We start from the raw sequence: 22,458 nt of genomic DNA, 5'->3' as shown, positions 1-22,458 counted from the left end.
CAGTTCACTCCTTACATTTTTTCTATTTTGTATTGCTCTTGTTTTTCTGCTAACCAAGTTTCGTATTCCTCATTTATGCGATCCTCCAGCACAGTCTCATAAACTTCATCTTTTACATCCTCGAATACTGCCTCTTCTGCAGGTACTTTTTCGGTTACTTTAATGATGTGATAACCTTCTGACGTTTGCACAATATCACTGACGCTACCTTTTGCAAGGTCAAATGCAGCTTCTTCAAATTTCTCATCCATTTGTCCTCGACTAATATAGCCTATTTCCCCGCCAGCCTCATTCGTTGATGAATCGATTGAATATGTTTTTGCTAGCTCTGCAAAATCCTCCCCTGCTTTTACTTTTGCTAGCACATCCTTTGCTGTTGCCTCATCCTCCAATAAAATATGGCTAGCTACCACCTCTTCCTTTTGTCCATAGCTATCCTTATTGTTTTCAAAATATTGAGCTACTTCTTCATCTGATATGTCGATGCTTTCAGCAATGACATTTTTGGTAAGTTGATATATGCGAATATTATCCTTCACACTCTGCTCTGTCAGTCCATTCTCCTTTAATGCCGCTTGTAATGATTCCTCCCCACCATACGACTCGGCTAACTCCTTATACTCTTCCTGAATAGAGTCCTCGGATACAGAAACACCCACTTTCTTCGCCTCTAGCTCAACTATTTTATTGGTAATTAATGTATTCAGCACCTCTGTACCATATTGTTCACGCAATGCGTCATCTAGTTCTGTTTGTAAAATCTTTTCACCATCAACCTTCGCTACATAATCGCTACTATCACCACAACCGGCTAGTAGTATTAATAATGCAGCGGGTAAGGCCATCTTTCGGAAAAATCTGTTGTTTCCGGTCATCCTTAATCCCGTCCTTTCCTTTTGGTTTCTCGTTTACAATGCTTACTATAAAGGCCTAATGTGTCAGTCAGATGTCAGCTTTACATTTCCTTCAAAAAATCTTTACAAAAAAGCTACTACGCCCTTAGAGCGTAGTAGCCTTCTTTAGTGTTATTTCAAAGCATGTTCCTGATGAATTACTGTCAAGTAGTCGTAAATCACCGCCTATAGATTGCGCCATGATTTTACTAAGTGATAATCCTAAGCCTAAGCCACGGACCGCATATTTTTTATTTTCTCCTCTATAAAAACGTTCAAAGATAAATGCCTGATCTTCCTGAGGAATACCATGTCCTGTGTCCTTTACAGTAATGAAGATAGCACCCTCTTTTTCCACCAGCGTAATGATAACGATCCCTTCCTGCATTGCCTGCTTTGCATTCGTCAATAAATTAGTAACTATTTGCTGTATACGTACAACATCTACCTGAACATCAACGGATTGTGTAAGATAATCCATTTGTATTTTTACATTTTCGTCATCCTGCATTATTTCCCATTGTGCTACAGCATCACGTATTAACTGATTAACATTCATTGTTTCAAGCTTTACCGGAATGGCATCTACCGCAAAATGATTATAAGCTAGCAAATCACCGACCATCGTTTTCATTTTCGTCGTTTCTACTAATGCCATTTGAATAAATTCGCTAGCATCCTGACCTGTAACGACTCCATCTTTCACCGCCTGCAATAATCCACTAATTGACGTAACCGGTGTTTTTAGCTCGTGGGTGACACCTGCTAATAATTCTGTTCGAGTCTTTTCCAATTGTTCTAGCTTATTCGCCATTTCCTTAAAAGAAGTAACGAGCTCATAAATTTCTTCTTCCTTACTATTTTGAGGCAAATCAACTGTATAGTTTCCTTCTTGTACTTGCTTTGCGGCTTCGGCAACTTGTTTTATTGGATGTGCTAATCGTTTTGATAAAAAATAAATAGCACCCCACCCCAATACAGCTAGTGCCCCAATAAGTAATGCCAGTAACCCGTATGCTTGGTTAACCTTCGTTAAATTTTCCTTTTTCTCTAAGACAAGCACCCAACCAACGTCCTTATTGTCCCTTTGAAGTTTTCTTTTTACGACATATTGAACTAACTCTTGTCCCTCACTCGTTACAGTTATTTTCTTTGTCCCTTCTTCACCGTCCAGTAAGTTAGCAACATTTTTTTCACTCCCTGGAGGCATCGGCCGATTGCTACTTACTATATTGCCTGCTGTATCTACAACGTATAAAACAGGATCAATTTCTCGCATAGTAGATCGCTCACGATTACCAATAAACCTTGCAATATTGCTCATAGGCCCATTATTTGGGCCAGAAGTATCCGTTAGGCGAAATACAGTCTCGTCTGCTATAAATTCCATCATCTCTAGTCGATTTTGAAGCGTCGTATGCCGAATCCATGTCGCAGAAATAAAAGAGATAATAGCTAGACCTACAAAGAGAGTTAATAAGTAGCGGCTTGTCCAATAGTTGCGTAAAGATATTCGCTTATTTTTTTTGAACACTTAGCTGATACCCCAATCCACGTAGTGTCTTTATTTCTCCCTCTTCTTCATCCCATTCCTTAAGTACCTTTCGTAGTCGCTTCACCGCTAAATCCACTGCTCTATCACTACCTTCATACTCCCAGCCCCAAACTTGATCTATAAGTTGGTCACGTGTAAATGTTTGGTTTGGATGCTCGGCCAAAAATAAAAGTACAGATAAATCTCTAGGCGTTAAGATGATTTCTTCTCCCTTAAGTAGCACTCGATGGGCTTTCATATCAATCTCTAGCCCGCCAAAACGTTTTATTTCTGAAGATTCATGGCTTCCTTTAGCGCGCCTTAAAACCGCCTTTACTCTTGCCACTACCTCATCTGCTATAAATGGCTTTGCAATATAATCGTCTGCTCCTTGATCGAAGCCCTCTAATCGATAATTTACATCGCCTAATGCTGTTAGCATGATAACTGGACAAGGGCTAACTTCTCTAATTTCCTTTAAAATTAACCAACCGTTTTTTTCTGGTAACATGATATCAAGTAATACTAAATCAGGTTGAACCTCTTGAAATATATCCAATGCCTGACTCCCATTAAAACATTGCATAACATCATAGCCTACTTTTTTCAAATATGCCTTTAAAACCTGGCTTATTGCATATTCGTCTTCTACTACTAATATTTTAGCCATGCCCTTTCACCTCGTCACCAGTTCATTCGTGTTTTCATTATATCATCGGATTATGTCAGTTAAATGTCAGGGCCTAGTGAGTCTATTCATTCTTGTAGTGGCGTATCAAATATCAAGCTATGTGCAATTTACATTGGTCTTCTATTGACAATGTCTTCCTATGCGAATTATCATTGATTGCGAATGATAATCATTGATAATTCATTCATATAGTTAATTAAAAAATGATTAGGGGGGAAAGTATGATTATTGTTACAAATCGAATTCAAGTCAAACCAGGCTTTGCTGCAAAAATGGCACCGAACTTTACAAAACCAGGACCTCTACAGCAGTTTGAAGGCTTCCATAAAGTGGAGGTATTAGTTTCAACTGATGACCCGACTTATGACGAAATGAGCGTCAATATGTATTGGGAGTCTAAGGAGCATTTCCAAGCTTGGCGTAATAGCGATGCTTTCGCTGCAGCTCATCACCGTCCTGGACAAAGCTCTGAGGGAGGAAAACCTGAAAACAGTCCACTTATCGGTAGCAAAATAGTTATTGCTGAATTAGCTTCTTCGATTGAAGCATTACGCTAAGTTGTAACTTTTTTTTGCAGGCTGAAAGAAGTTACAACTAAAATATCTTCTGATTCTATCTAAAAAAGATCCTGCATTTTTGAAAATGCAGGATCTTTTTGAATTATTGCATGAAAACAACTAAAACATAGCCAAGTATTGATAAGCAAATTGAACCGATAAATCCTGCAATAAACGCTTTTACGCCTAATTGCTTAAAGGTTTTTATCTCTACATTTAAGCCTAATCCAGCCATCGCCATGCCAATTAAAACATAGGCGATATTAACAAATGCTTGTGCTACATTAGCCGGTACAATCCCTAATGAATTAATAGCACTCATCGCTAAAAACCCAAGAATAAACCATGGAATAATCGATAGTGAAAATCCTCCATTATCCTGCCCCTTATCAATTCTTCGATATAAAATACCGATGACGATGGCTACCGGTACGAGCAATGCGACACGTGTTAGCTTCACGATAACTGCCATATCAATGGCTTCATTTCCACCAGCTGAGGCTGCTGCAATAACATGAGCAATTTCATGTAGGGTGCCTCCCGCAAAAATACCATATTCAGTAGGCGTTAAGTGAAATAGTGAATATAACACCGTATAGACTAATGTGAATACAGTCCCTAACAATGCGACTATTGCTGCGCCCACTGCCGTTTCTTTTTCATTTGCTTTAATTTGAGGAGCAATAGCAACAACAGCAGCAGCCCCACAAATTGCTGTACCACAAGCTGTTAATATGCCTAGCTTCTTATCAACATGAAATACCTTCGTTAAGCCATATACAACCACTAAAGCAAATACCAGGTTAATAAAAGCTATAAGGAAGACACTCGCTCCGGCATTGTAAATATCCATTAAATTTAAACGCATACCTAATAAAATAATACCGAGACGTAATAATTTTTTACTTGAAAACGTTATGCCTGTTTGCCAAGCTTCCTGCACCTTAAAGGTTGCTCTCCAAGCCATACCTAATATAATGGCAATGACAAGTTGCCCTAATATGGAGAAGAACGGAAATGTCGAAATATACTTTGCTACTAAGGCAATAATGAGTGTCAACAATATCCCCTTCATAAACGCTGGGGACAGGAAACTTTTTAACCTATGCTGGCCATTATCCATGTTGTTCACTTCTTTCATCCTTGATGATTATTACTTTATTAGAAAGTTAATCATCAGTAAAATACATATATATAATCGTAATTATTAATATTTCTAATGATAGGAGTGATGATATGCAATTTGATGCTTTACGAACGTTCATCACACTGGTGGAGGTCAATAATTTTACGAAAGCCTCTGAAATACTTCATATTTCACAGCCAAGTGTCAGTTTACACATTAAAAATTTAGAGCAAGAATTTCAAACGACTTTATTTATACGTTCGCCAAAATCTGTACAAATCACACCAACTGGAGAAATTTTATATAAACGAGCAAAGCAAATGATGGCCTTTGCCGAGGCAGCTAAGGAAGATATTTTAACCTATCATCAAGAAATTCAAGGTACACTTGTGATTGGCGCTAGCTTTACAATTGGCGAATATATATTGCCTCCGATCATAGCGAGCTTGCAACAGCAATTCCCACAGCTAGAGCTTCAAGTTATTATTGGCAATACAAAAGAAATCATTCAATATACAAAATTATTACAAGTCGATATCGGTCTTATCGAAGGACAGGCACACGACCACGAACTTCTTATTAAACCGTTTATGCAAGATGAGTTATTTATTGTCAGTGCGAGTAATCACCCCCTTGCAAAGGAGTCAACGATTACGATTGCGGACCTGCAGCAGCAAAATTGGGTTGCACGTGAAGAAGGCTCTGGTACACGTTATTATTTAGATCACTTATTTAGAGCAAACGGGCTCCAAGTACGTTCACTTCTTACTATTAGTAGCAATCAAGGTGTGAAAGAAAGCGTTATTCAAGGGCTTGGACTTTCATTACTATCTGCTAGTGTCATTGAACGTGAATTAAAAAACAATGATATAAAAATCATACCTCTCGAGGATCAACATTTTACACGAACATTTTCTTATTTGTACTCACCTACAATGAAAAACAAACGCAATGTTGACATTCTTTTAGAGGCACTATTAAAAAAAGCTTAGCGTTTACTACTCGCTAAGCTTCATGTTGTTGAAAAGCTATTATATGTCAGAAGATCCATACTATATGAAGTGGTTGATTGGAGTGGAGACTGGGCGACTCCTTGGGGATCAGCGTCACAGATGAGACCCTGCAGCGAAGCGAAGCGGCTCATCGGACGCCCCCAGGAAGCTCTGCTCTGCGCGAAAGCGAAGCGTCAGCGGCAAAGCGCCCAGTCGGAACGGAAATCAACCTCTCGTTTTGCGGAAGAGCCATACTTTATTTAATGGGACACCTATAGATTCCCTTCACAATTTTGTTTTTCAACACTACCCGCTAAGCTCACTTTATAATTCTTGGATTTAAACGTTTGCGCTCCTGCTTATGCTCAATAATTTCGACGAATTTCAACGCTGCTCGGGATAAAGGTACACTTTTCAAATAACACATGCCAATGCTTCTTGTTGGAATACTCTCTGTTAAGGTTAGTTCATATAAAAGTCCTCGCTGCAAATAATCCTTAGAAAATTCTTTCGTTACACAGGCAATCCCTAAATTACTACGTGCAAATTCAAGCACTAGATCATGTGATCCAAGCTCAAACTCAGGCTCAATACGGATTCCCTTTGCAAATAAATAATCTTCTACATACTTTCTTGAATTTGATTTTTTCTCTAAAAAAATTAGTGGAAACTTTAACAAATCCTCAAAGCTTATGCTTTTTGAGGCCAACGTTTTGTACTTCTCACCACATACAAAAATATCTTGAACTTCTGTGCAAGCAGTTAACTGTAATGTCGCATCTTCTATCGGAAAATTACAAAGCCCTATATCAACCTCACCTGATTTAATAAAGTTACAAATTTCCGAAGTTGTTCCATTTAACATTTGTAGTTTTATATTTGGATACATTGTATGAAACGCCTCTAGATAAGGCATTAAAAAGAAACGCGAAATGGTGTCCCCAACCCCAATTTTCAACTGGCCTGTTGTTAAATTTTTAAATTCGAGCAACTTCTCCTCACCAGCATCTAAAAGGCCTAACGCTGAATTTGTATACTCATATAGAAGTCTACCCTCAGTTGTTAACGTCACCCCTTTAGGTGTGCGATTAAAGAGGCGTGTACCGAGTTCCTTTTCTAATTGCATCATAGCTTGACTAATAGCTGGTTGAGTCATATATAAATCTTTAGCCGCTCTTGAAAAGCTACTATTTTTTGCAACAATACTAAAAACACGATATAAATCTAATTTCCCTATCATATAAGCACCTCTTATAGCTATTATACGAACTATTAATTTTACTTATATCATTAAAGGGGCGTATAGTAAAACTATATTGGTTTTATTTAACATACATTTACCTGTTTAATAAGGAGAGATTATTTTGGAACGTGTAGTTGGTACAGTAGTAAGAGGTCTTCGTGGTCCAATTATTAACGAAGGCGATAACATTGAACAAATCGTTGTTGATACAGTATTAAATGCAGCAAAGGCTGAAGGCTATTCCATTGAAGATCGTGACATTGTCACAGTAACAGAGTCTGTCGTAGCGCGTGCACAAGGTAACTATGCATCTATTGATGATATCGCGGCTGACGTAGCAGCTAAATTTGGTGATGATACTGTTGGTGTTATTTTTCCAATTCTAAGCCGTAATCGTTTCGCTAACTGCTTACGTGGTATTGCAAAGGGTGTAAAAAAAGTTGTTCTTATGCTTAGCTATCCATCCGATGAGGTTGGGAATCACCTAGTTGATATTGATGAACTAGATGTTAAAGGCATTAACCCTTGGACAGATACGTTAACTGAAGTTGAATTCCGTGAGCATTTCGGCTATAAAAAACATACATTTACAGGCGTAGATTATATCGAATATTATAAAGAACTAATCGAAGCTGAAGGCGCTTCTTGTGAAGTAATCTTTTCAAATAACCCAAAAACAATTTTAGACTATACGAAGAGTGTATTAACTTGTGATATTCATACACGCTTACGTACAAAACGTATTCTTACGGCAAATGGTGCTGAAAAAGTATACAGTCTTGATAATATTTTATCTGAATCTAATAACGGTTCTGGCTTTAATGCAGAGTATGGTCTTCTTGGTTCTAATAAAGCTACCGAAGATAGCGTGAAATTATTCCCTCATACTTGCCAACCTATTGTTGATGGCATTCAAGCAAAAATTAAAGAAGCTACAGGTAAAACAGTTGAAGTCATGGTTTATGGTGATGGTGCATTCAAAGATCCTGTAGGTAAGATTTGGGAGTTAGCTGACCCAGTTGTTTCACCGGCTTTCACCGCTGGATTAGATGGCACGCCAAACGAAGTAAAACTAAAATACTTAGCAGATAACGATTTTGCTGATCTTCGTGGTGACGAATTAAAAGAAGCCATTTCTGCGTATATCCAAAATAAAGATGAAGATTTAACTGGAAAAATGGCTGCCCAAGGTACAACACCTCGTCGTTTAACAGACCTTATTGGTTCACTATCTGACCTAACTTCTGGTTCAGGCGATAAAGGGACACCGATGATTTATATTCAAGGTTATTTCGATAACTATACCAAGTAACTTTCAAAAAAAGTGCGAGCTGATTGCTCGCACTTTTTCTATTAACATATTCATATTTTTATATACTAATTTACTTTGGAAGCACTAAATATTACACCAGTAGCTTCATCATATTTTAGGTTATAGCGAATCGTATCTTTCTCGACAGTTGTTTCATTCTTTTGATATTCATAACTTTCGTCAAACAAACGTAAATCCTTCAAAACATCGCCAATCTCGTTTTGGTTTAAGTCCGGGTTTGTCATACCGATTAACAATCCCATAGAAAGTATGATATCCACCCCTTCACCTTGCCCCACCATAACCAACTCATGTACTGCGCCTTTTTCATCAACGCTCTCAATTAAAGTAATATCCTTACCCAACTTCGAAGTAATTGTTTCTGCATCTTTCTTTGTATTTTCAAGGGAATATGAGAAGTCTAGTTTTTTTACTTCTTTATTGAATGCCTCTATAAATTCTTCTTGATTATTATAAAGAGGCAGCGTCATTGCCATTCCAATTATCATTGGAGAGACAAAGTAGATACCCGCTATGCCGGTAGCTATAGTACGTTTCTTCTTAGTAAGCCTCCCCTGTTTCCACATAAGAAATACGCCCAAAGGAGGAAAAATAATTAACCAAAACCACATAAACCAAGCTGTTTTAAAAAACGGGGTTCTAAGTTTTGACTCTGGTTTATGCATCATCTTTCTTTCCCCCTTTTAACAATTCTTCAATTTTAATATTAAATATAAATTTCCTAGCGTTATCTGTACCTACATGTAAGGAGTCTTTTAATATATTTACAATATTTTTATCATACTGTGTATTGTTTTCATCTTCCATTAAATGATTAAAAAGAGACCTCCCTTCAATATCAGCCGTCTTAATATCAAAGCTTTTTTGTAGTAATTGTTCCCCTTCTAATCTTTGAAGTTTCTTTTGATATTGTGAGATTACTGTTGGTGTGTCTGTTTTTTTGACCAATAATTTATAGAGCTTTTTAGCATCCTTATATTGCTTTTGGTGAAATGCTTCTTCTGCATCGCTCGTTAAAGACTCTACCGTTTCATTATAAAAAGATTTAATCTTATCCAACTCTTTTATCTTCTGAGCCTCTTGGATAATGCCGAAGGTTTCTTCGTAATCTTTTTCATCCCTAGCATTTGTTGCTTTATAAAGTAATTCATCTATTTTTTCATTGTCTTCCATTTGTTTTAATAAACCATTAGCTTTTTGCTTAATCACATCATTAGAATGTCGATTTTCTTTGATATAAACTGCATAATCTTTAGCTATCGAATATTCCCCAGTATTAGCCTTAGATTCAGCTAATTCATATATAGCATACACAGACTTTTGTATAAGACTATCTGTTTTACTACTATCTTTATTTAATTCGTAAATCTTTTCAAGTTCACCAATAGCTTCCTTATAATTTTTACTGTTATATAGATTCGTTGCCACTGTATAATAGTTTTCCGCCTTCACTTGATCCTCATCTATTTTGGGCTCCGGTGTTGAAGGAACTGGTTTTGATATATTACTACTACTATTAGATGTACTACCACCATTATGATAATGATATTCTCCGTATTCTAATCCCCATTTTTCACAGTTAGTTCGACAAGTATGTCCTCCATTACTATCCGTTCTACCTGGATGGGCACTTGCTGTAAACGGTAATAGTAGTAGTAAAAAACCGCATACTAAAACACTAATTTTCGACAAATAACCAACTCTCACCATTTATTCCTCCTAATTATAATAATTTACATATTTTATCTTATATCATATTTCCCATGAAGCATAGTACGATTTTGCTATTTCCGTTTTTGTTATTAAAAAATCAAAGATAAAAGAGAAAAATGGGAGTAGGTTTAGTTTTAAAGCAAATATTCCAATTAAGAAGACGATTGTAACCCCGTTCACAGAAAAATCCCCTAAGTATCCTTTTTACACTGTCTACTTAGAGGGGATCAAATCAATCTCAATTTTATTTATGGGGTTCATTATAACATTCACAAAAAGAGGACTCATAGACCCGTGAAACTTGTCAAAAGACAAAACTAATTTTATCTATTATTTCATTAAGTGAGGAAGACAGGAATCGAAACTGTAAGTTCCCTATTCTGTAAAGGGATATGCTACCACTGCATGCTTACTCATATTCATTATATAGTACTAATTTCACGTTAAAGAATTACAATTTCCTCAGTCCTTTTGTTTTCTATTAGATTAAATCCTTTCAAATCACACTTATTTCAATTATTAGGTTTTACTTCTTCATTTAACCAATGTTCGGTTATTTGAACATGATTCTGTCTCACCAATTTCCCTAGGTTTAATTGAAAATCATAATGGAAGGCAGCTGCGTTTCTAATAACATACCCTCCCTGCTCACCTCAAAGAAGTAATTTTCCTGTAACATCTTCTTTATTTTCTCTTCATCAAAAATACCCCGATATAATACTGGCACCTTTTTAATTCCTAGTTTAGTTGCATAATGCACTGTTTTCTTTCATATATTTATAAAAAGCTCCTCATATTTGGGCAGGCTCTGGATTTGTGAAAGAAATTGCTCTTTTGAGATTTAATACAGGCTCCTTCATGTACATTATGAACCTCTTCTACCCCTCCCCCAATATCAGAAAATCTATAATCCCCTCTCATTTTTTCCATCATCACTATCGGAAACCCCTCTTTATTTATTAATTTTACGATATACAAAACAAAAATATAATATCAAAATAATAATATACAACTTTCGCACAACACAACAATTTACCTAAAAAAATACCCACATCCCTACCCAATATTTGTCGCATCAACAATAACAAATTGATCATCAGCCACATTAAAACACTCACACAAAAAACAAAATACCATTTGCGATCCTACCTTGCAGCATCACCAAATAATTTCTTGACGAATGGCATCACTTGAAGAATAAGCGAACTTCCGCTTTTTGCTAACCCTTTAAAAAACACGCTCTAATCGCTATATCCTTCATTTCTTCCTTATAAAAATATATTCTTCAACTAAAGATTAACTTCCATTCTTTTTACTTATCGAAAATTAACCACCGCCTTAGTTTTAAAGTATCGAGATTAAATTTCGGGGTTTGAGGGTTAAAATGATGTAAATTATGTATAACATTTGTTAGAACGTGAATATAAGCTGATTGGAGTGAAGGCGGGGCGAATGCTTGGGAATCAGCGTCAACAGACGAGACCTTTAGAGTGAGCAAATAGGATAACACCTTTGTGATCAACATCATGCAAAGTGTGCAGTCGGAACGGAAATCAACCTTACGTTATGATAAAAAAATCACATGCTAAGAGGTAAAAAATCAGAAATCAAGCTACAGAAAAAGGACTGTTCCTGCTTTCGCAGAACCGCCCTTTTTATTAAAAAATTGATTTTCTTTTGTGATTTTATTATATCATAAATTTGCCAAAATTACTAGACTATACTTCTTTCTGAACTAGCTGTATGATAAATTTCCCGATTAAAAAGCCATACAAATAATTATATGGAGAGGAATGTGAGGAGCGTTGGAAAAGCAATATGAATGGACAGAAGAAAAGCAGAATCTTGTTCTTTGTTTAAACACAGTTGGTCACAAAAAAGAGGAGTTACTTCAAAAGGAAAAGGATGTTAGAGACACTGCTTTAACGTTAAAGAAAACCTTTTGGGATGACGTCAGAGTGAATTTAGATACGCCAGAGGACATAGACGAGACCTATTATGCTATTAAACAACAGGCAGAGCTTTTATCCGATTCCCAGCATGCTCAGCAGCGTGCCATCAAAGATATCAAAATTTATGACCGTTTACTGCAATCACCTTACTTTGCCCGCATTGATTTTTTACAGGATGGTCATAATGAACCGTTAAAGATTTATATCGGTGTAGCGACCTTAATGGATGAAGAGAATGAAAACATATTAATTTATGATTGGCGAGCCCCTATATCAAGTATGTATTATGACTTCACGCCTGGTCCAGCTACTTATGAAACAGCGACTGAAGAAATCGAAGGTGAAATGCTTTTAAAACGGCAATTTATTATTAAAAATGGACAATTACAATCGATGTTTAATACAGGTTTAACGATTGGTGATGATTTATTACTTGATATACTTGCCCAAAATGCAAACGAACATATCCGAAGTATCGTAGCAACGATTCAAGCTGAGCAAAATCAAATAATTCGACATGTCAGCACTCCTTATCTAATTGTAGAAGGTGTCGCGGGTAGTGGAAAAACGGCAGTTGCACTCCAACGTGTTGCTTATTTGTTGTATCATTATCGAGACCAAATTACTGCTGATCAAATACTATTGATTACACCTAATCAACTCTTTAATCAATATGTTCATACGGTTTTACCTGATTTAGGTGAAGATAATATGCAGCAATTAACCTTCTCCGAATATGCAACAAAACGTTTAGGTCGACAGTTCCAATTGGAATATCCTTATGAGCAATTGGAGTCACTTTTAACAGAGAAGGATGACTCGCTTTATCAAACGAAGCTTACGATTATTTCGTTTAAAGCTAGCCTCCAATATCGAGAATTAATGGACAAATATATTGAGTACCTTGCACGCGAAGGTTTGCTATTTAAAAATATTGTTTTCCGCGGAGAAAGAATAATTAGAGCTCAAGAAATTGCTGAGTACTTTTATTCGTTCAATGCCACAATGCCCATCCCAAATCGACTGCAATTAGTGAAAGAATGGTTGTTACAACGTTTATCGACAATTGAAAAAGCAGAACGGGCGAAAGAATGGGTAGAAGAAGCTAGTGAGCTTTTAGACATTGAAGAGTATACAAAAACCTATAGCGAGCTTTTACATGAAGGTCGGTTTTCAGAAAACTCCTTTGATGATTTTGAGCAAGAGCGTAAGAAAATAGCCATCCAAATTGTCCAAAAAAAGTTCAAGCCACTTCGTCAATCTGTAAAACAATTAAAGTTCGTTCATATGTTAGGCATTTATCGACAATTATTTGATATGAACAACTCTATTCATCAGCAATTACAGAATCTTTTACCCGAGCAATGGGAAGACATCTGTCAACATACACTACCTAATTTAGCAAAACGCATAATTTCATATGAAGACGCCGCTCCATTTTTATACTTACAGGACAAAATAGAAGGTCAACGAACAAATACGATGATTCGTCATGTCTTAATTGACGAAGCACAAGACTATTCTCCATTTCAGCTATTTGTATTACAACAATTATTCCCACGTGCACGTATGACTATATTGGGCGATGGACATCAAACCATCCATCCTCATACCTTTAAAAACCCTTCACTGCTAACACCACAATTGTATGGTGAACAAGCAGAAAAAATGATATTAACGAAAAGTTATCGCTCAACAAAGCAAATTATTCACCTTACCTCGAAAATTTTACATGGGGACGCCAAAGTAGAAGCCTTTAATCGAACTGGTCCCGAACCGACGATCACGATTGTTCCGAATGAACGAGACTTAACTGAACAGCTTGTCGAAAAGATAAACAGCTTGTCCCTAAGTTTCGAAACGATCGCAGTCATCTGTAAAACAGAGCAAGAGTGTACGATGGTTTATGATCAAATGAAAGACCACGTAGATATTCAACTCATTACGCGTCATACAAAACAATTTAAAAAAGGTATTCTACTGTTACCTGCTTATATGGCAAAAGGAATTGAATTCGATGCTGTCTTGATCTACAATGCCTCCGCAGCTAATTATTCTAGAGAAACAGAACGTAATTATTTCTATACAGCTTGTACACGAGCTATGCATGAACTGCACATTTATTCACTGAACGAGTTAACACATTTTTTAAAGCTTTAAAAAAAGAGAATCTGCATGCTTGCAGGTTCTCTTCTTTTTCTTTCATTATCTTTAAATGTAGTACGTATAATCCTCTGGAATAACACGCTTTAAGAATTTCTTCGTGCGCTCCTCTTTTGGATTCACAAAGATATCATGAGGACTTCCTTCTTCTATTACGACACCACCGTCCATAAAAATCACCCGGTTTGCTACATCTTTCGCAAAACCCATTTCATGTGTGACAACAAGCATCGTTGTTCCTTCAGCTGCAATGTTTTTCATAACCTGAAGGACCTCTCCTACTAACTCTGGATCAAGTGCAGAAGTCGGTTCATCAAATAAAATAATATCAGGATTTAACGCTACTGCTCTTGCAATACCAACTCGCTGCTGTTGACCCCCAGACAATTGACTTGGATAGGCATCATATTTTTCTGATAAGCCTACTTTATCGAGCGCCTTTTTGCCAATTTCAATGGCCTCTACCTTTGGAACTTTACGTCCTATAATAAGCCCTTCTGTCACATTTTCTAGCGCTGTTTTATTCGTGAAAAGATTATAGTTTTGAAATACAAAGGCCACACGTTGACGAATAGAATGTACGTCCTTCTTCTTCACATTTTGAAAGTCTACTTGGATATCGCCAAATGTCGCATGCCCTTGGTCTGCTTTCTCTAAAAAGTTAATGCAACGTAATAATGTTGTTTTCCCTGAGCCGCTAGGGCCTAAAATAACAACAACATCGCCTTTATCAATGGCTAAATCGACACCCTTTAAAATTTCATTGTCACCAAACGATTTATGGATATTTTTAATTTCTAACATACTCGTTCACCCCTTAGGCTTTTGCCACTTTGAATTTACTTAAATGTTTTTCATAGCGTTTAAAAATGTATTCAACTGTACTACATAAAATTAAGTACACAATGAAAATATCAATATATGCTTCTACGTAATTGTAGCCAACGTTTGCAGCTACCTTAGCTTTTAATGTAATTTCGGGTAAGGACATTGCATAGCCTAAAGACGTCGCTTTAATGAGATTGACTGTAGCCGTACAAATATTTGGCATAGCTACTACTAAAGCCTGCGGAATAATAATATGGCGATAGGCTTGAAATGTTGTTAAGCCTACTGCCTGGGCAGCCTCTAGCTGACCTTTTTCAATCGTGCTTAAAGCCGAACGAAATACCTCTATTAAAATGGCGGTTGTACTAAATGCGAAGACGATAAATGCATACCAAATCGGATTGATTTTATAAATATCATAGGCAATATTATATTTTTCAAAAATAATTTTTAGTAGTAATGGGATACTACTATAAATAATAAAGATTTGAATGATTATCGGTGTACCTCGGACAAAGGAGACATAAATTTTCGCTATATGATGGATCACTGGTATTTTATTGATCCGTGTTAGTGCTAGTAGAAAGCCTAGTGGCAGAGCGACAAACATAGCAACAATTGTCACAAGGAGTGCGATAGGTACACCTGATAATGCAACGAAAAATGTTTCAACTAAAAATTGATAATTCACGATTATGCCTCCTTACGTTGTTTCTAATGTCTTTTTCCCCTTACCAAAGAACTTCTCCAGCATAGCAAAGAATTTTTCGATAATAATCGACAGTACCCAATAAACAATCGCTAAAGCAATAAATATTTCTAATGCATGTGCATTAATATTACTTGCGATAATTAAATTTGCCTTTCCAACAATATCAATTAAGCCGATTGTATAAGCAAGTGCCCCTTCCTGTAATAAGGCAATCATACCGTTTCCGAAGTTCGGTAAAGCAATAACGAGCGCCTGTGGGAAAACAATACGGCGATAGGCCTGAAGTGGCGTTAATCCAACACTAACAGCCGCTTCAAATTGCCCTTTATCAATTGCTAAATAAGCGGAACGAATAACTTCTGACATAATCGCCGCAAACTGCAAAGTGAACGTTACGACTACGAAAATGGCCGTTTCAATTGAATGGAGATTTATGCCGAAGTTTTCGGCTAACGCTGGAACACCATAATATACGAGGAATAATAAGACGATAGATGGTGTACAACGCATAATCGTAGTATATAGGTTTGCTAATCTTTGTAGCAATTTTATTGAACTTAGCTTGGCAGCCGCTAATAGTAAACCAAATATAGTGCCTAGTACAATGGAAGACCCTGCGACTAAGAAGGTAACTTTTAAAAACGGCAATAATACAGGAATCGAGTTCCAAATGTATGATGCATCAAAATACTTCTCCATTTCCTCACCAACTTCTATATTTCTATAATTTCCTTTGTATGAATAAAGACTGCTGAGTATACTGACTCAACAGCCTTTTATTTGGTAGAACACTTTCTCTTCCTAAGAGAAGTCTTCTTTGATCAGCTACCGCTATTAGCGCTTCACAGAATCTAACACTTCAAATAAATCTCGACCGTAAAACTTAGTGCTTAATTCATTTGTTTTCTTTTGCTCTTTAATTTTCGCTATAGCTTTATCGTAAGCATCTGCAAATTCTTGTTCCTTTTTATTGAACAGCGGCCATGTTTTAATAACGGCAAATTCGTTGTAAACTACGTCATCCTTTAAATTATGATAAGGGCCATCTTCTGCTAAAACTTGTTGTTTAAATGGACCTTCAATCATAATACCGCCATCGACACGTTTTTCATTTACCCATTGCACAACATCGACAGTGAACGCATCTCCAGCCTGTAATTTCACTTTATTGTCAGGGTTGGCTTTATTATATTCATCAATAATTGTGTATTGAGCATTATTCGCAGCAATTGGTGCTAATGAATAACCTTTTTTCGCAAAGTCGGCTAATGTTTTAACACCTTCATCTTCTTTACGTAAGACTAAACCCGCACTACTTAAACCTAAAAATTCTTTAGGGAAAATAAACTTTTCTGTACGTTCTTGCGTAAAGAAGGCATTTTTTACCCCTACTTGATATTTCCCTTGCTCAACGCCAATTAGTAGATCGTCACTAGTCGTCCCTACAAATTCAAACTTATAATCAGGTAACATTTCATCCACTAGCTTCATGACTTCCACATCGTAGCCTGTTGGATTTCCGTTATCATCGATATAACTAATAGGCTTAGATGCCTGATCATATGCAACCTTCACTGTACGTACTTTCGCGCCATCCTCTGAGTCTTTATCTGATGCTTCACCTGAATTACAGCCCGCTAAAATAGCAAGTGAAGCAAACCCTATTGCTGCCAATTGAAAAATCTTTTTCTTATGTTTAAACATATATCATGTCCCCTTATATGGTTTTTGTCATTGGTTTTCAGTCGATTTCTGCTGTTCGATTGCGGCATTTGCCAATTTAATAATAGTCATATCATCCATCGGTGGATTATGAAGTCCTGCACGAACATTTCGATAATAGCGCTGCAATGGATTGGTTAATTGTAAGCTTTTCGCACCTACTACACGCATTGCCTTATCGACGATTTCAATCGCCAAATTTGTTACTGTATGTTTAGCAACTGCCATTTCATTTGCTAAAAGTTCACGTCTAGCAGGGTCATCATAAGCCTCAGCAACTCCATACAGCACAAAGCGTGCTTGATATAGCTTCAATTCAATATCACCTAGAAGTTGCTGCACATTTGGTAATGTACTAATTGGAGCATTTAAACTATTAGGTTGATAATGATTGGCAAAATGCAGTGCATAATCGCGTGCTGCCTGCGCAATTCCTAAGTATGTTGCCGGTATATGTAGAATCCAACCATTTATCTTGCCACCACTTGGGTGACCTGGTAACTCTACTAAATGATTTGAAGGGACTATTACATCTTTTAAAACTAGATCATGGCTACTTGTGCCTCGCATTGCAGACATTTCCCAGTTTTCTTCAATTGAAAGCCCTTGGGCATCTTTATGAATAAGGAAGTAACCAATCTGATTTTCCTCCTCAATCCACGCTGATGTTAAGAAGTAATCTAGTACCGGAGAGGCTGTCGTAAAGATTTTACGTCCATTTAAGAGCCACCCTGCCTCTTTTGATACAGCATTTGTCCCTGGTCGTCCTCCTCGTGTTGGACTACCAGTTGCCGCTTCACTCGCAGCCCTATTGATAATGGCACCGTTCATTATTTCCTGAGCAAATGAACTAAGTAAATCGTCTGACCATAGCTTTTTCTCATATAGTTCACCTACAACACCTAATGTCCACCCTAGTGAGAGCGAAGCATTTTCGTCATAGCTTGCTAACGTTTCTTGAACGAGTACCATATCATAGACTGATAATCCTTCTCCTCCATACGCTTTCGGTAAAGTTAGTTTTGGATAACCAATTTGCAGAAGTAGCTTATGTGCTTCGAATGGAAAACGAGATTGTTCATCTACTTCTTTGGCTTCAGCCTTGATTGGTTCAGAAATAGATGCTAGCTGATTGAGCCAATACTGCTGTTGCTTTGTTTTAACAAATAAATTCTTCAAAAAATCTCCTTCTTCCTAAAATATATAAAACATATATACTTACTAAGAATTAAAATTGTAAAAAAATCTCTAACTACGTATTAGTAGCGAGAGGATGAGTGGTACTGAATTTTCTGATTCGTTGACATTTATGATACTTTTCACTTTTAAAAATGTCAATGGGTTAATAACAAGTTTTTTTATAAGTTTTATACATATTATGAACACGTCTTTTTTCACCAAGTAATATTTACAACATATGCTAAAACTAAAGAAAGAGGTGCATGTATGACGAATAATATTAATCCATCCTTAAATAATATGCCTATTTCAACTATGGCCCCTCAGGTTATTCAGACGAAATTTGGAGATATTAATGGAGATGGCTTACTTGAAACAGTTCTTTTGATGGGGACTAAAACACCAGATAGCCCTTTGTGGAAAAACCTAACGCTTGCTATCTTTTACGGACAGACGCACCAATTCGAAAAAATAATGCTAAAACAAAGCGTCGGCTATAACCCAACTATTTTTTTAGGTGACTTTACCGGAAATCATCTTGAAGATATTTTAGCTATTTCTGATACAGGAGGTAGCGGAGGCATTATTAACGGTGAACTATTTGCCTCTATAAACGGCAACATACGCTCAATTTTTGATGCAGAATCATTTAATAATAAGCTAAAGTACACGGTCAATTATCAAAATCAATACAAAGTAGCTGTTCGTAGTATGAATCCAAAAAAGCAATATATTATCGATTTACAATACAAAGGTCCGGATTATTTAGCGGAAATTTATAATCAAGATGGTACACTGAAGCAGCCAATTGAGGGATGGGTAGATCCAATCAGTGGATTGTATCCAGTGGACTATGAACGAGATGGAATATATGAGATTTTAGCTTATCAGGCTATAGCCGGTAGATTTCATGCCGATGGATTAGGCTATGTAGAAAATATTTTGAAATGGGATGGCAATGAATTTATCGTTGACCGTCAAACTGTAGGGATTTTTGGAGAAGATTTAAAATAAGTTACTGTGCACTTATATAGAGAAAAAGCAAGGATCTGTAAGATTTCCGCAGAACAATTGAAAAGAAACAGATTCTTGCTTTTAAAGATTTATTTTTCTACTAAGGCAAAGTAATTATTTTCGTGATCAGCAAAATTAAATACCCTACCCATTGGCATCATGACTAAATCTCCTACTTTAACGCCCTTTGCTTGAAAATCCTGATAGAGATCTTCTATATGATCGGCATAAAACATAATAGAAGGTGTCCCTAAATTTAAATCAGGCTGCATTTTTGCAATGACTTCTTTATTGTGTAAAACAAAGGTAGTTTGGGCTTCTTTCGTTGGAGCAATTTCAATCCAACGTACGCCTCCCTCTTCCTGGTCAGCAAGTACAACAAATCCAATTTTCTCCGTCCAAAACTTCACGGCAGTATCTTGATCATTTACATACAACATTACTTGTCCAATTTGTCGAATCATGAACAATTCCCTCCTCTTTTGAGCATTAGTATACATCAAAAAGTAGCTTTATATGTCATCTAAAGGTTATGGTTTTCAGGGGAATTTCAAAATATCAGTTTATTTATATTTACAATTAACGAACAGTTATTACAAAATACTTAACTTTTATTTTATTTTTGATAAAATAAGCCTAGTCATCTATTAGTTCCCTCAATCGGTAAAGCACACACTTTTCACCATAATATGGGGTGTCATTATCCGATGCGCCTCCTAGGATATAGGAAGTTGGTCACGAAGGGCGTTATTACATAAGTTTAAAATACAAATATTATAGTGAGGATAATTCAAGTGAAACAACTAAGTTTAAGGAAAAAGCTCATTTTTTCATTTTTAGCAATGCTTATCATCCCAACACTGTTAATTGGAATTGTGTCTTACCAAAGTGCTGGAAGGCAGATTTCAGAAGAACAACAAGCAAGCGCAACCGAAAGTGTTCGCATGCTTAATGCGAATATTACCAACACAATTGAACCAAAAGTAAAGGACGTTCAATATTTTTCAAAAAAGCTCAATCAATCTTATTTACAAAAAGGTAACATTACAGAACTTAAATCTCTTTTCCACGAATATATCAATATGCATCCAGAGGTGGAGCTGATTTATATTGGAACCTCTGATGGCAGACTACTAGATGAGCCTGCCCAAAAATACCCTAGTGGGTTTGATCCTCGTACGAGACCTTGGTATAAACAAGCTTTAGATAACAACAACCAAGTATCGATTACAGCTCCATACATTACACAGACTACAGGTGATATCGTTCTTACGATTACTCAGGCATTACCAGATGGTTCTGGGGTAATAGGGTTAGATTTAAATATATCTACACTAAGTACTATCACGAATGATATACGCATCGGAGAAACTGGCTTTGCTTCACTTTTAGATAGCAATAAAATTTATATTGCCCAGCCAGATAAAAAAAGTGGCTCCGAAGCAACAGAAAGCTATATTACTAAAATCTATGAACAAGATAGTGGTCGCATTATAGAAAAAGATCGTCAGTTACAATTTGTTACAAATAAGCTAACAGGTTGGAAAGTTGTTGGTACAATGTTTACAGCCGAGGCTGCAAAAGCCGCTGCTTCGACCTTTAATATCAACTTAATAATCATCGCTATTTCTATTATTATTGGCATTATTTTTATGCTATTCATGATAAAATCGATCGTTAATCCGATCAATCGACTTAAACAAAGTGCTATCAAAATTAGTGAAGGCGATTTAACAGAGTTTATTGACATTCATTCTAAAGACGAGATTGGACAGCTAGGGGAAGCCTTTATCGCAATGAAGGTTAACTTAAAAAGACTTATTCAAAACCTTGATCAAAGCTCCCAACACGTACAGACTTCGGCACATGGATTATCTGCGAATGCCGAACAAAATATAGCTGCTTCAGAACAAGTTACTAACGCTATGCAACAAGTTGCTATTAGTACAGAAAAACAAACAACCAGCATTGACCAAAATGCAGTTTCTATTGAAGAAATCGCTAAAGGTGTCGTCGAGATTGCTGATAGCTCCATGCAGGTTTCAGATTTATCTAGCTACGCTATAAAATTGGCCGATGAAGGTGGTCAAGCAGTAGAACAAACTGTGAATCAAATGATTTCTATTCATGAATCTGTGACACAATCAGATACGATGATTAAATCTCTCTATGATCGAACGAAGGAAATTGGTTCTATATTGGAAATTATTAGCACTATTTCAGATCAAACCAATCTGCTTGCCCTTAATGCTGCTATTGAGGCAGCTCGAGCTGGAGAGCACGGAAAAGGCTTTGCAGTAGTCGCCGATGAAGTGCGGAAGCTAGCAGAGCAATCCCATCAATCAGCTGAGCAGATTTCTGCACTCATTGCTGGCATTCAGCAAGAAACGGCTAAATCTGTTCAAACAATGATTAAGGCTTCCGCGGATGTCCAGGATGGTTTACAACTAACAGAAGATACAAGTACAAAATTTGCAAGCATTATTAAGAGTCTACGCGATATTGCTCCGAAAATGGAGGATATATCTGCATCTGCTCAAGAGATGTCAGCAGTAGTCGAGGAAGTTTCTGCAACTGCTATTGAGCTAACAGATCATGCAAAATTAAATGCAGCTGCGTCAGAGGAAGTTGCCGCTTCGACTGAACAAACATTATCTTCGATGCAAGAAATGGCCGCAGCCTCAAAAGCACTTCTCGACATGGCAGATGAATTACAAAGCTATGTAAATCGTTTTAAATACTAAAAAGAAAAGCACGATGTGAATGGATAATTCCATACATCGTGCTTTTTAATTTTAACTTCTGT

At 36.7% G+C, this 22,458-nt stretch carries 19 protein-coding genes and 1 tRNA gene; 6 read left to right on the top strand and 14 right to left on the bottom strand.

Annotation, left to right across the window (positions count from 1 at the left end; genetic code table 11):
* Positions 1 to 11: 11 nt before the first annotated feature.
* The 3 genes from MWJ95_RS18105 to MWJ95_RS18095 all read right to left on the bottom strand — a co-directional run bounded on the left by MWJ95_RS18105 (position 12) and on the right by MWJ95_RS18095 (position 3,097).
* Positions 12 to 875 carry a peptidylprolyl isomerase gene (locus MWJ95_RS18105; protein WP_249075373.1) on the bottom strand — a complete coding sequence of 288 codons (864 nt, stop codon included), beginning with the start codon at positions 873 to 875 and terminating at the stop codon, positions 12 to 14.
* Between the two features lie 124 nt (positions 876 to 999).
* Positions 1,000 to 2,427, bottom strand: coding sequence for a sensor histidine kinase (locus MWJ95_RS18100; protein WP_249075372.1), 1,428 nt, complete (start codon positions 2,425 to 2,427; stop codon positions 1,000 to 1,002).
* Positions 2,411 to 3,097, bottom strand: coding sequence for a response regulator transcription factor (locus tag MWJ95_RS18095; protein WP_249075371.1), 687 nt, complete (start codon positions 3,095 to 3,097; stop codon positions 2,411 to 2,413). Before MWJ95_RS18095 ends, MWJ95_RS18100 begins: the two co-directional genes overlap by 17 nt.
* Before the next feature lie 242 nt (positions 3,098 to 3,339).
* Between MWJ95_RS18095 and MWJ95_RS18090 the strand changes: the two genes are divergently transcribed.
* Positions 3,340 to 3,675, top strand: coding sequence for a heme oxygenase (locus MWJ95_RS18090; protein ID WP_249075370.1), 336 nt, complete (start codon positions 3,340 to 3,342; stop codon positions 3,673 to 3,675).
* A 103-nt stretch (positions 3,676 to 3,778) separates the two neighbouring features.
* Here the strand turns inward: MWJ95_RS18090 and MWJ95_RS18085 are convergent, their stop codons facing one another.
* A complete protein-coding gene (locus MWJ95_RS18085) occupies positions 3,779 to 4,798 on the bottom strand; it encodes a YeiH family protein (protein ID WP_249075369.1) in 1,020 nt (339 codons plus the stop codon).
* Between the two features lie 113 nt (positions 4,799 to 4,911).
* Between MWJ95_RS18085 and MWJ95_RS18080 the strand changes: the two genes are divergently transcribed.
* Positions 4,912 to 5,793 carry a LysR family transcriptional regulator gene (locus tag MWJ95_RS18080; protein WP_249075368.1) on the top strand — a complete coding sequence of 294 codons (882 nt, stop codon included), beginning with the start codon at positions 4,912 to 4,914 and terminating at the stop codon, positions 5,791 to 5,793.
* Between the two features lie 319 nt (positions 5,794 to 6,112).
* On the opposite strand, the gene MWJ95_RS18075 is transcribed toward MWJ95_RS18080, so the two are convergent.
* Positions 6,113 to 7,033, bottom strand: a complete 921-nt coding sequence (locus MWJ95_RS18075; protein WP_249075367.1) for a LysR family transcriptional regulator — start codon at positions 7,031 to 7,033, stop codon at positions 6,113 to 6,115.
* Between the two features lie 124 nt (positions 7,034 to 7,157).
* Here MWJ95_RS18075 and MWJ95_RS18070 point away from each other — a divergent pair, with 124 nt between their 5' ends.
* The gene (locus MWJ95_RS18070; RefSeq protein WP_249075366.1) at positions 7,158 to 8,348 is read left to right on the top strand and encodes a coenzyme F420-0:L-glutamate ligase; all 1,191 of its coding nucleotides are present in this window, start codon (positions 7,158 to 7,160) and stop codon (positions 8,346 to 8,348) included.
* 65 nt (positions 8,349 to 8,413) lie between these two features.
* Here the strand turns inward: MWJ95_RS18070 and MWJ95_RS18065 are convergent, their stop codons facing one another.
* From MWJ95_RS18065 to MWJ95_RS18055, 3 genes are all read right to left on the bottom strand, one after another.
* The gene (locus MWJ95_RS18065) at positions 8,414 to 9,037 is read right to left on the bottom strand and encodes a hypothetical protein (RefSeq protein WP_249075365.1); all 624 of its coding nucleotides are present in this window, start codon (positions 9,035 to 9,037) and stop codon (positions 8,414 to 8,416) included.
* Complete coding sequence (locus tag MWJ95_RS18060) at positions 9,027 to 10,079, bottom strand: YHYH domain-containing protein (RefSeq protein ID WP_249075364.1); 1,053 nt, start codon at positions 10,077 to 10,079, stop codon at positions 9,027 to 9,029. Before MWJ95_RS18060 ends, MWJ95_RS18065 begins: the two co-directional genes overlap by 11 nt.
* A gap of 346 nt (positions 10,080 to 10,425) precedes the next feature.
* Positions 10,426 to 10,497: transfer RNA gene (locus MWJ95_RS18055), tRNA-Cys, on the bottom strand.
* Between the two features lie 1,390 nt (positions 10,498 to 11,887).
* Between MWJ95_RS18055 and helD the strand changes: the two genes are divergently transcribed.
* The gene (gene helD / locus MWJ95_RS18050) at positions 11,888 to 14,194 is read left to right on the top strand and encodes an RNA polymerase recycling motor HelD (RefSeq protein WP_249075363.1); all 2,307 of its coding nucleotides are present in this window, start codon (positions 11,888 to 11,890) and stop codon (positions 14,192 to 14,194) included.
* Positions 14,195 to 14,245: 51 nt separating this feature from the next.
* Here helD and MWJ95_RS18045 read toward each other — a convergent pair whose 3' ends face one another.
* From MWJ95_RS18045 to MWJ95_RS18025, 5 genes are all read right to left on the bottom strand, one after another.
* Positions 14,246 to 15,001 (bottom strand): amino acid ABC transporter ATP-binding protein, encoded by a 756-nt coding sequence (locus MWJ95_RS18045; protein ID WP_249106890.1) that lies wholly within the window; start codon positions 14,999 to 15,001, stop codon positions 14,246 to 14,248.
* A 13-nt stretch (positions 15,002 to 15,014) separates the two neighbouring features.
* On the bottom strand, positions 15,015 to 15,716 hold the full coding sequence (locus tag MWJ95_RS18040) for an amino acid ABC transporter permease (RefSeq protein WP_249106889.1): 702 nt from the start codon (positions 15,714 to 15,716) through the stop codon (positions 15,015 to 15,017).
* A gap of 12 nt (positions 15,717 to 15,728) precedes the next feature.
* Entirely contained in the window at positions 15,729 to 16,436 is a 708-nt protein-coding gene (locus tag MWJ95_RS18035; RefSeq protein ID WP_249106888.1) for an amino acid ABC transporter permease, read from the bottom strand.
* A 135-nt stretch (positions 16,437 to 16,571) separates the two neighbouring features.
* A complete protein-coding gene (locus MWJ95_RS18030) occupies positions 16,572 to 17,441 on the bottom strand; it encodes a transporter substrate-binding domain-containing protein (protein ID WP_249075359.1) in 870 nt (289 codons plus the stop codon).
* Positions 17,442 to 17,468: 27 nt separating this feature from the next.
* The gene (locus MWJ95_RS18025) at positions 17,469 to 18,638 is read right to left on the bottom strand and encodes an acyl-CoA dehydrogenase family protein (RefSeq protein WP_249075358.1); all 1,170 of its coding nucleotides are present in this window, start codon (positions 18,636 to 18,638) and stop codon (positions 17,469 to 17,471) included.
* A 267-nt stretch (positions 18,639 to 18,905) separates the two neighbouring features.
* Between MWJ95_RS18025 and MWJ95_RS18020 the strand changes: the two genes are divergently transcribed.
* Positions 18,906 to 19,652, top strand: a complete 747-nt coding sequence (locus MWJ95_RS18020; protein WP_249106887.1) for a hypothetical protein — start codon at positions 18,906 to 18,908, stop codon at positions 19,650 to 19,652.
* An 89-nt stretch (positions 19,653 to 19,741) separates the two neighbouring features.
* Here MWJ95_RS18020 and MWJ95_RS18015 read toward each other — a convergent pair whose 3' ends face one another.
* Positions 19,742 to 20,116: a VOC family protein gene (locus MWJ95_RS18015; RefSeq protein WP_249075356.1), complete on the bottom strand. Its 375-nt coding sequence runs from the start codon at positions 20,114 to 20,116 to the stop codon at positions 19,742 to 19,744.
* A gap of 330 nt (positions 20,117 to 20,446) precedes the next feature.
* Here MWJ95_RS18015 and MWJ95_RS18010 point away from each other — a divergent pair, with 330 nt between their 5' ends.
* Positions 20,447 to 22,396: a methyl-accepting chemotaxis protein gene (locus tag MWJ95_RS18010; RefSeq protein WP_249106886.1), complete on the top strand. Its 1,950-nt coding sequence runs from the start codon at positions 20,447 to 20,449 to the stop codon at positions 22,394 to 22,396.
* Positions 22,397 to 22,458 lie beyond the last annotated feature (62 nt).

It is taken from the genome of Lysinibacillus sp. Bpr_S20 (assembly GCF_023337835.1).
Taxonomy (GTDB): Bacteria; Bacillota; Bacilli; order Bacillales_A; family Planococcaceae; genus Lysinibacillus.
This window is presented reverse-complemented; position numbering and strand designations above follow the sequence as displayed.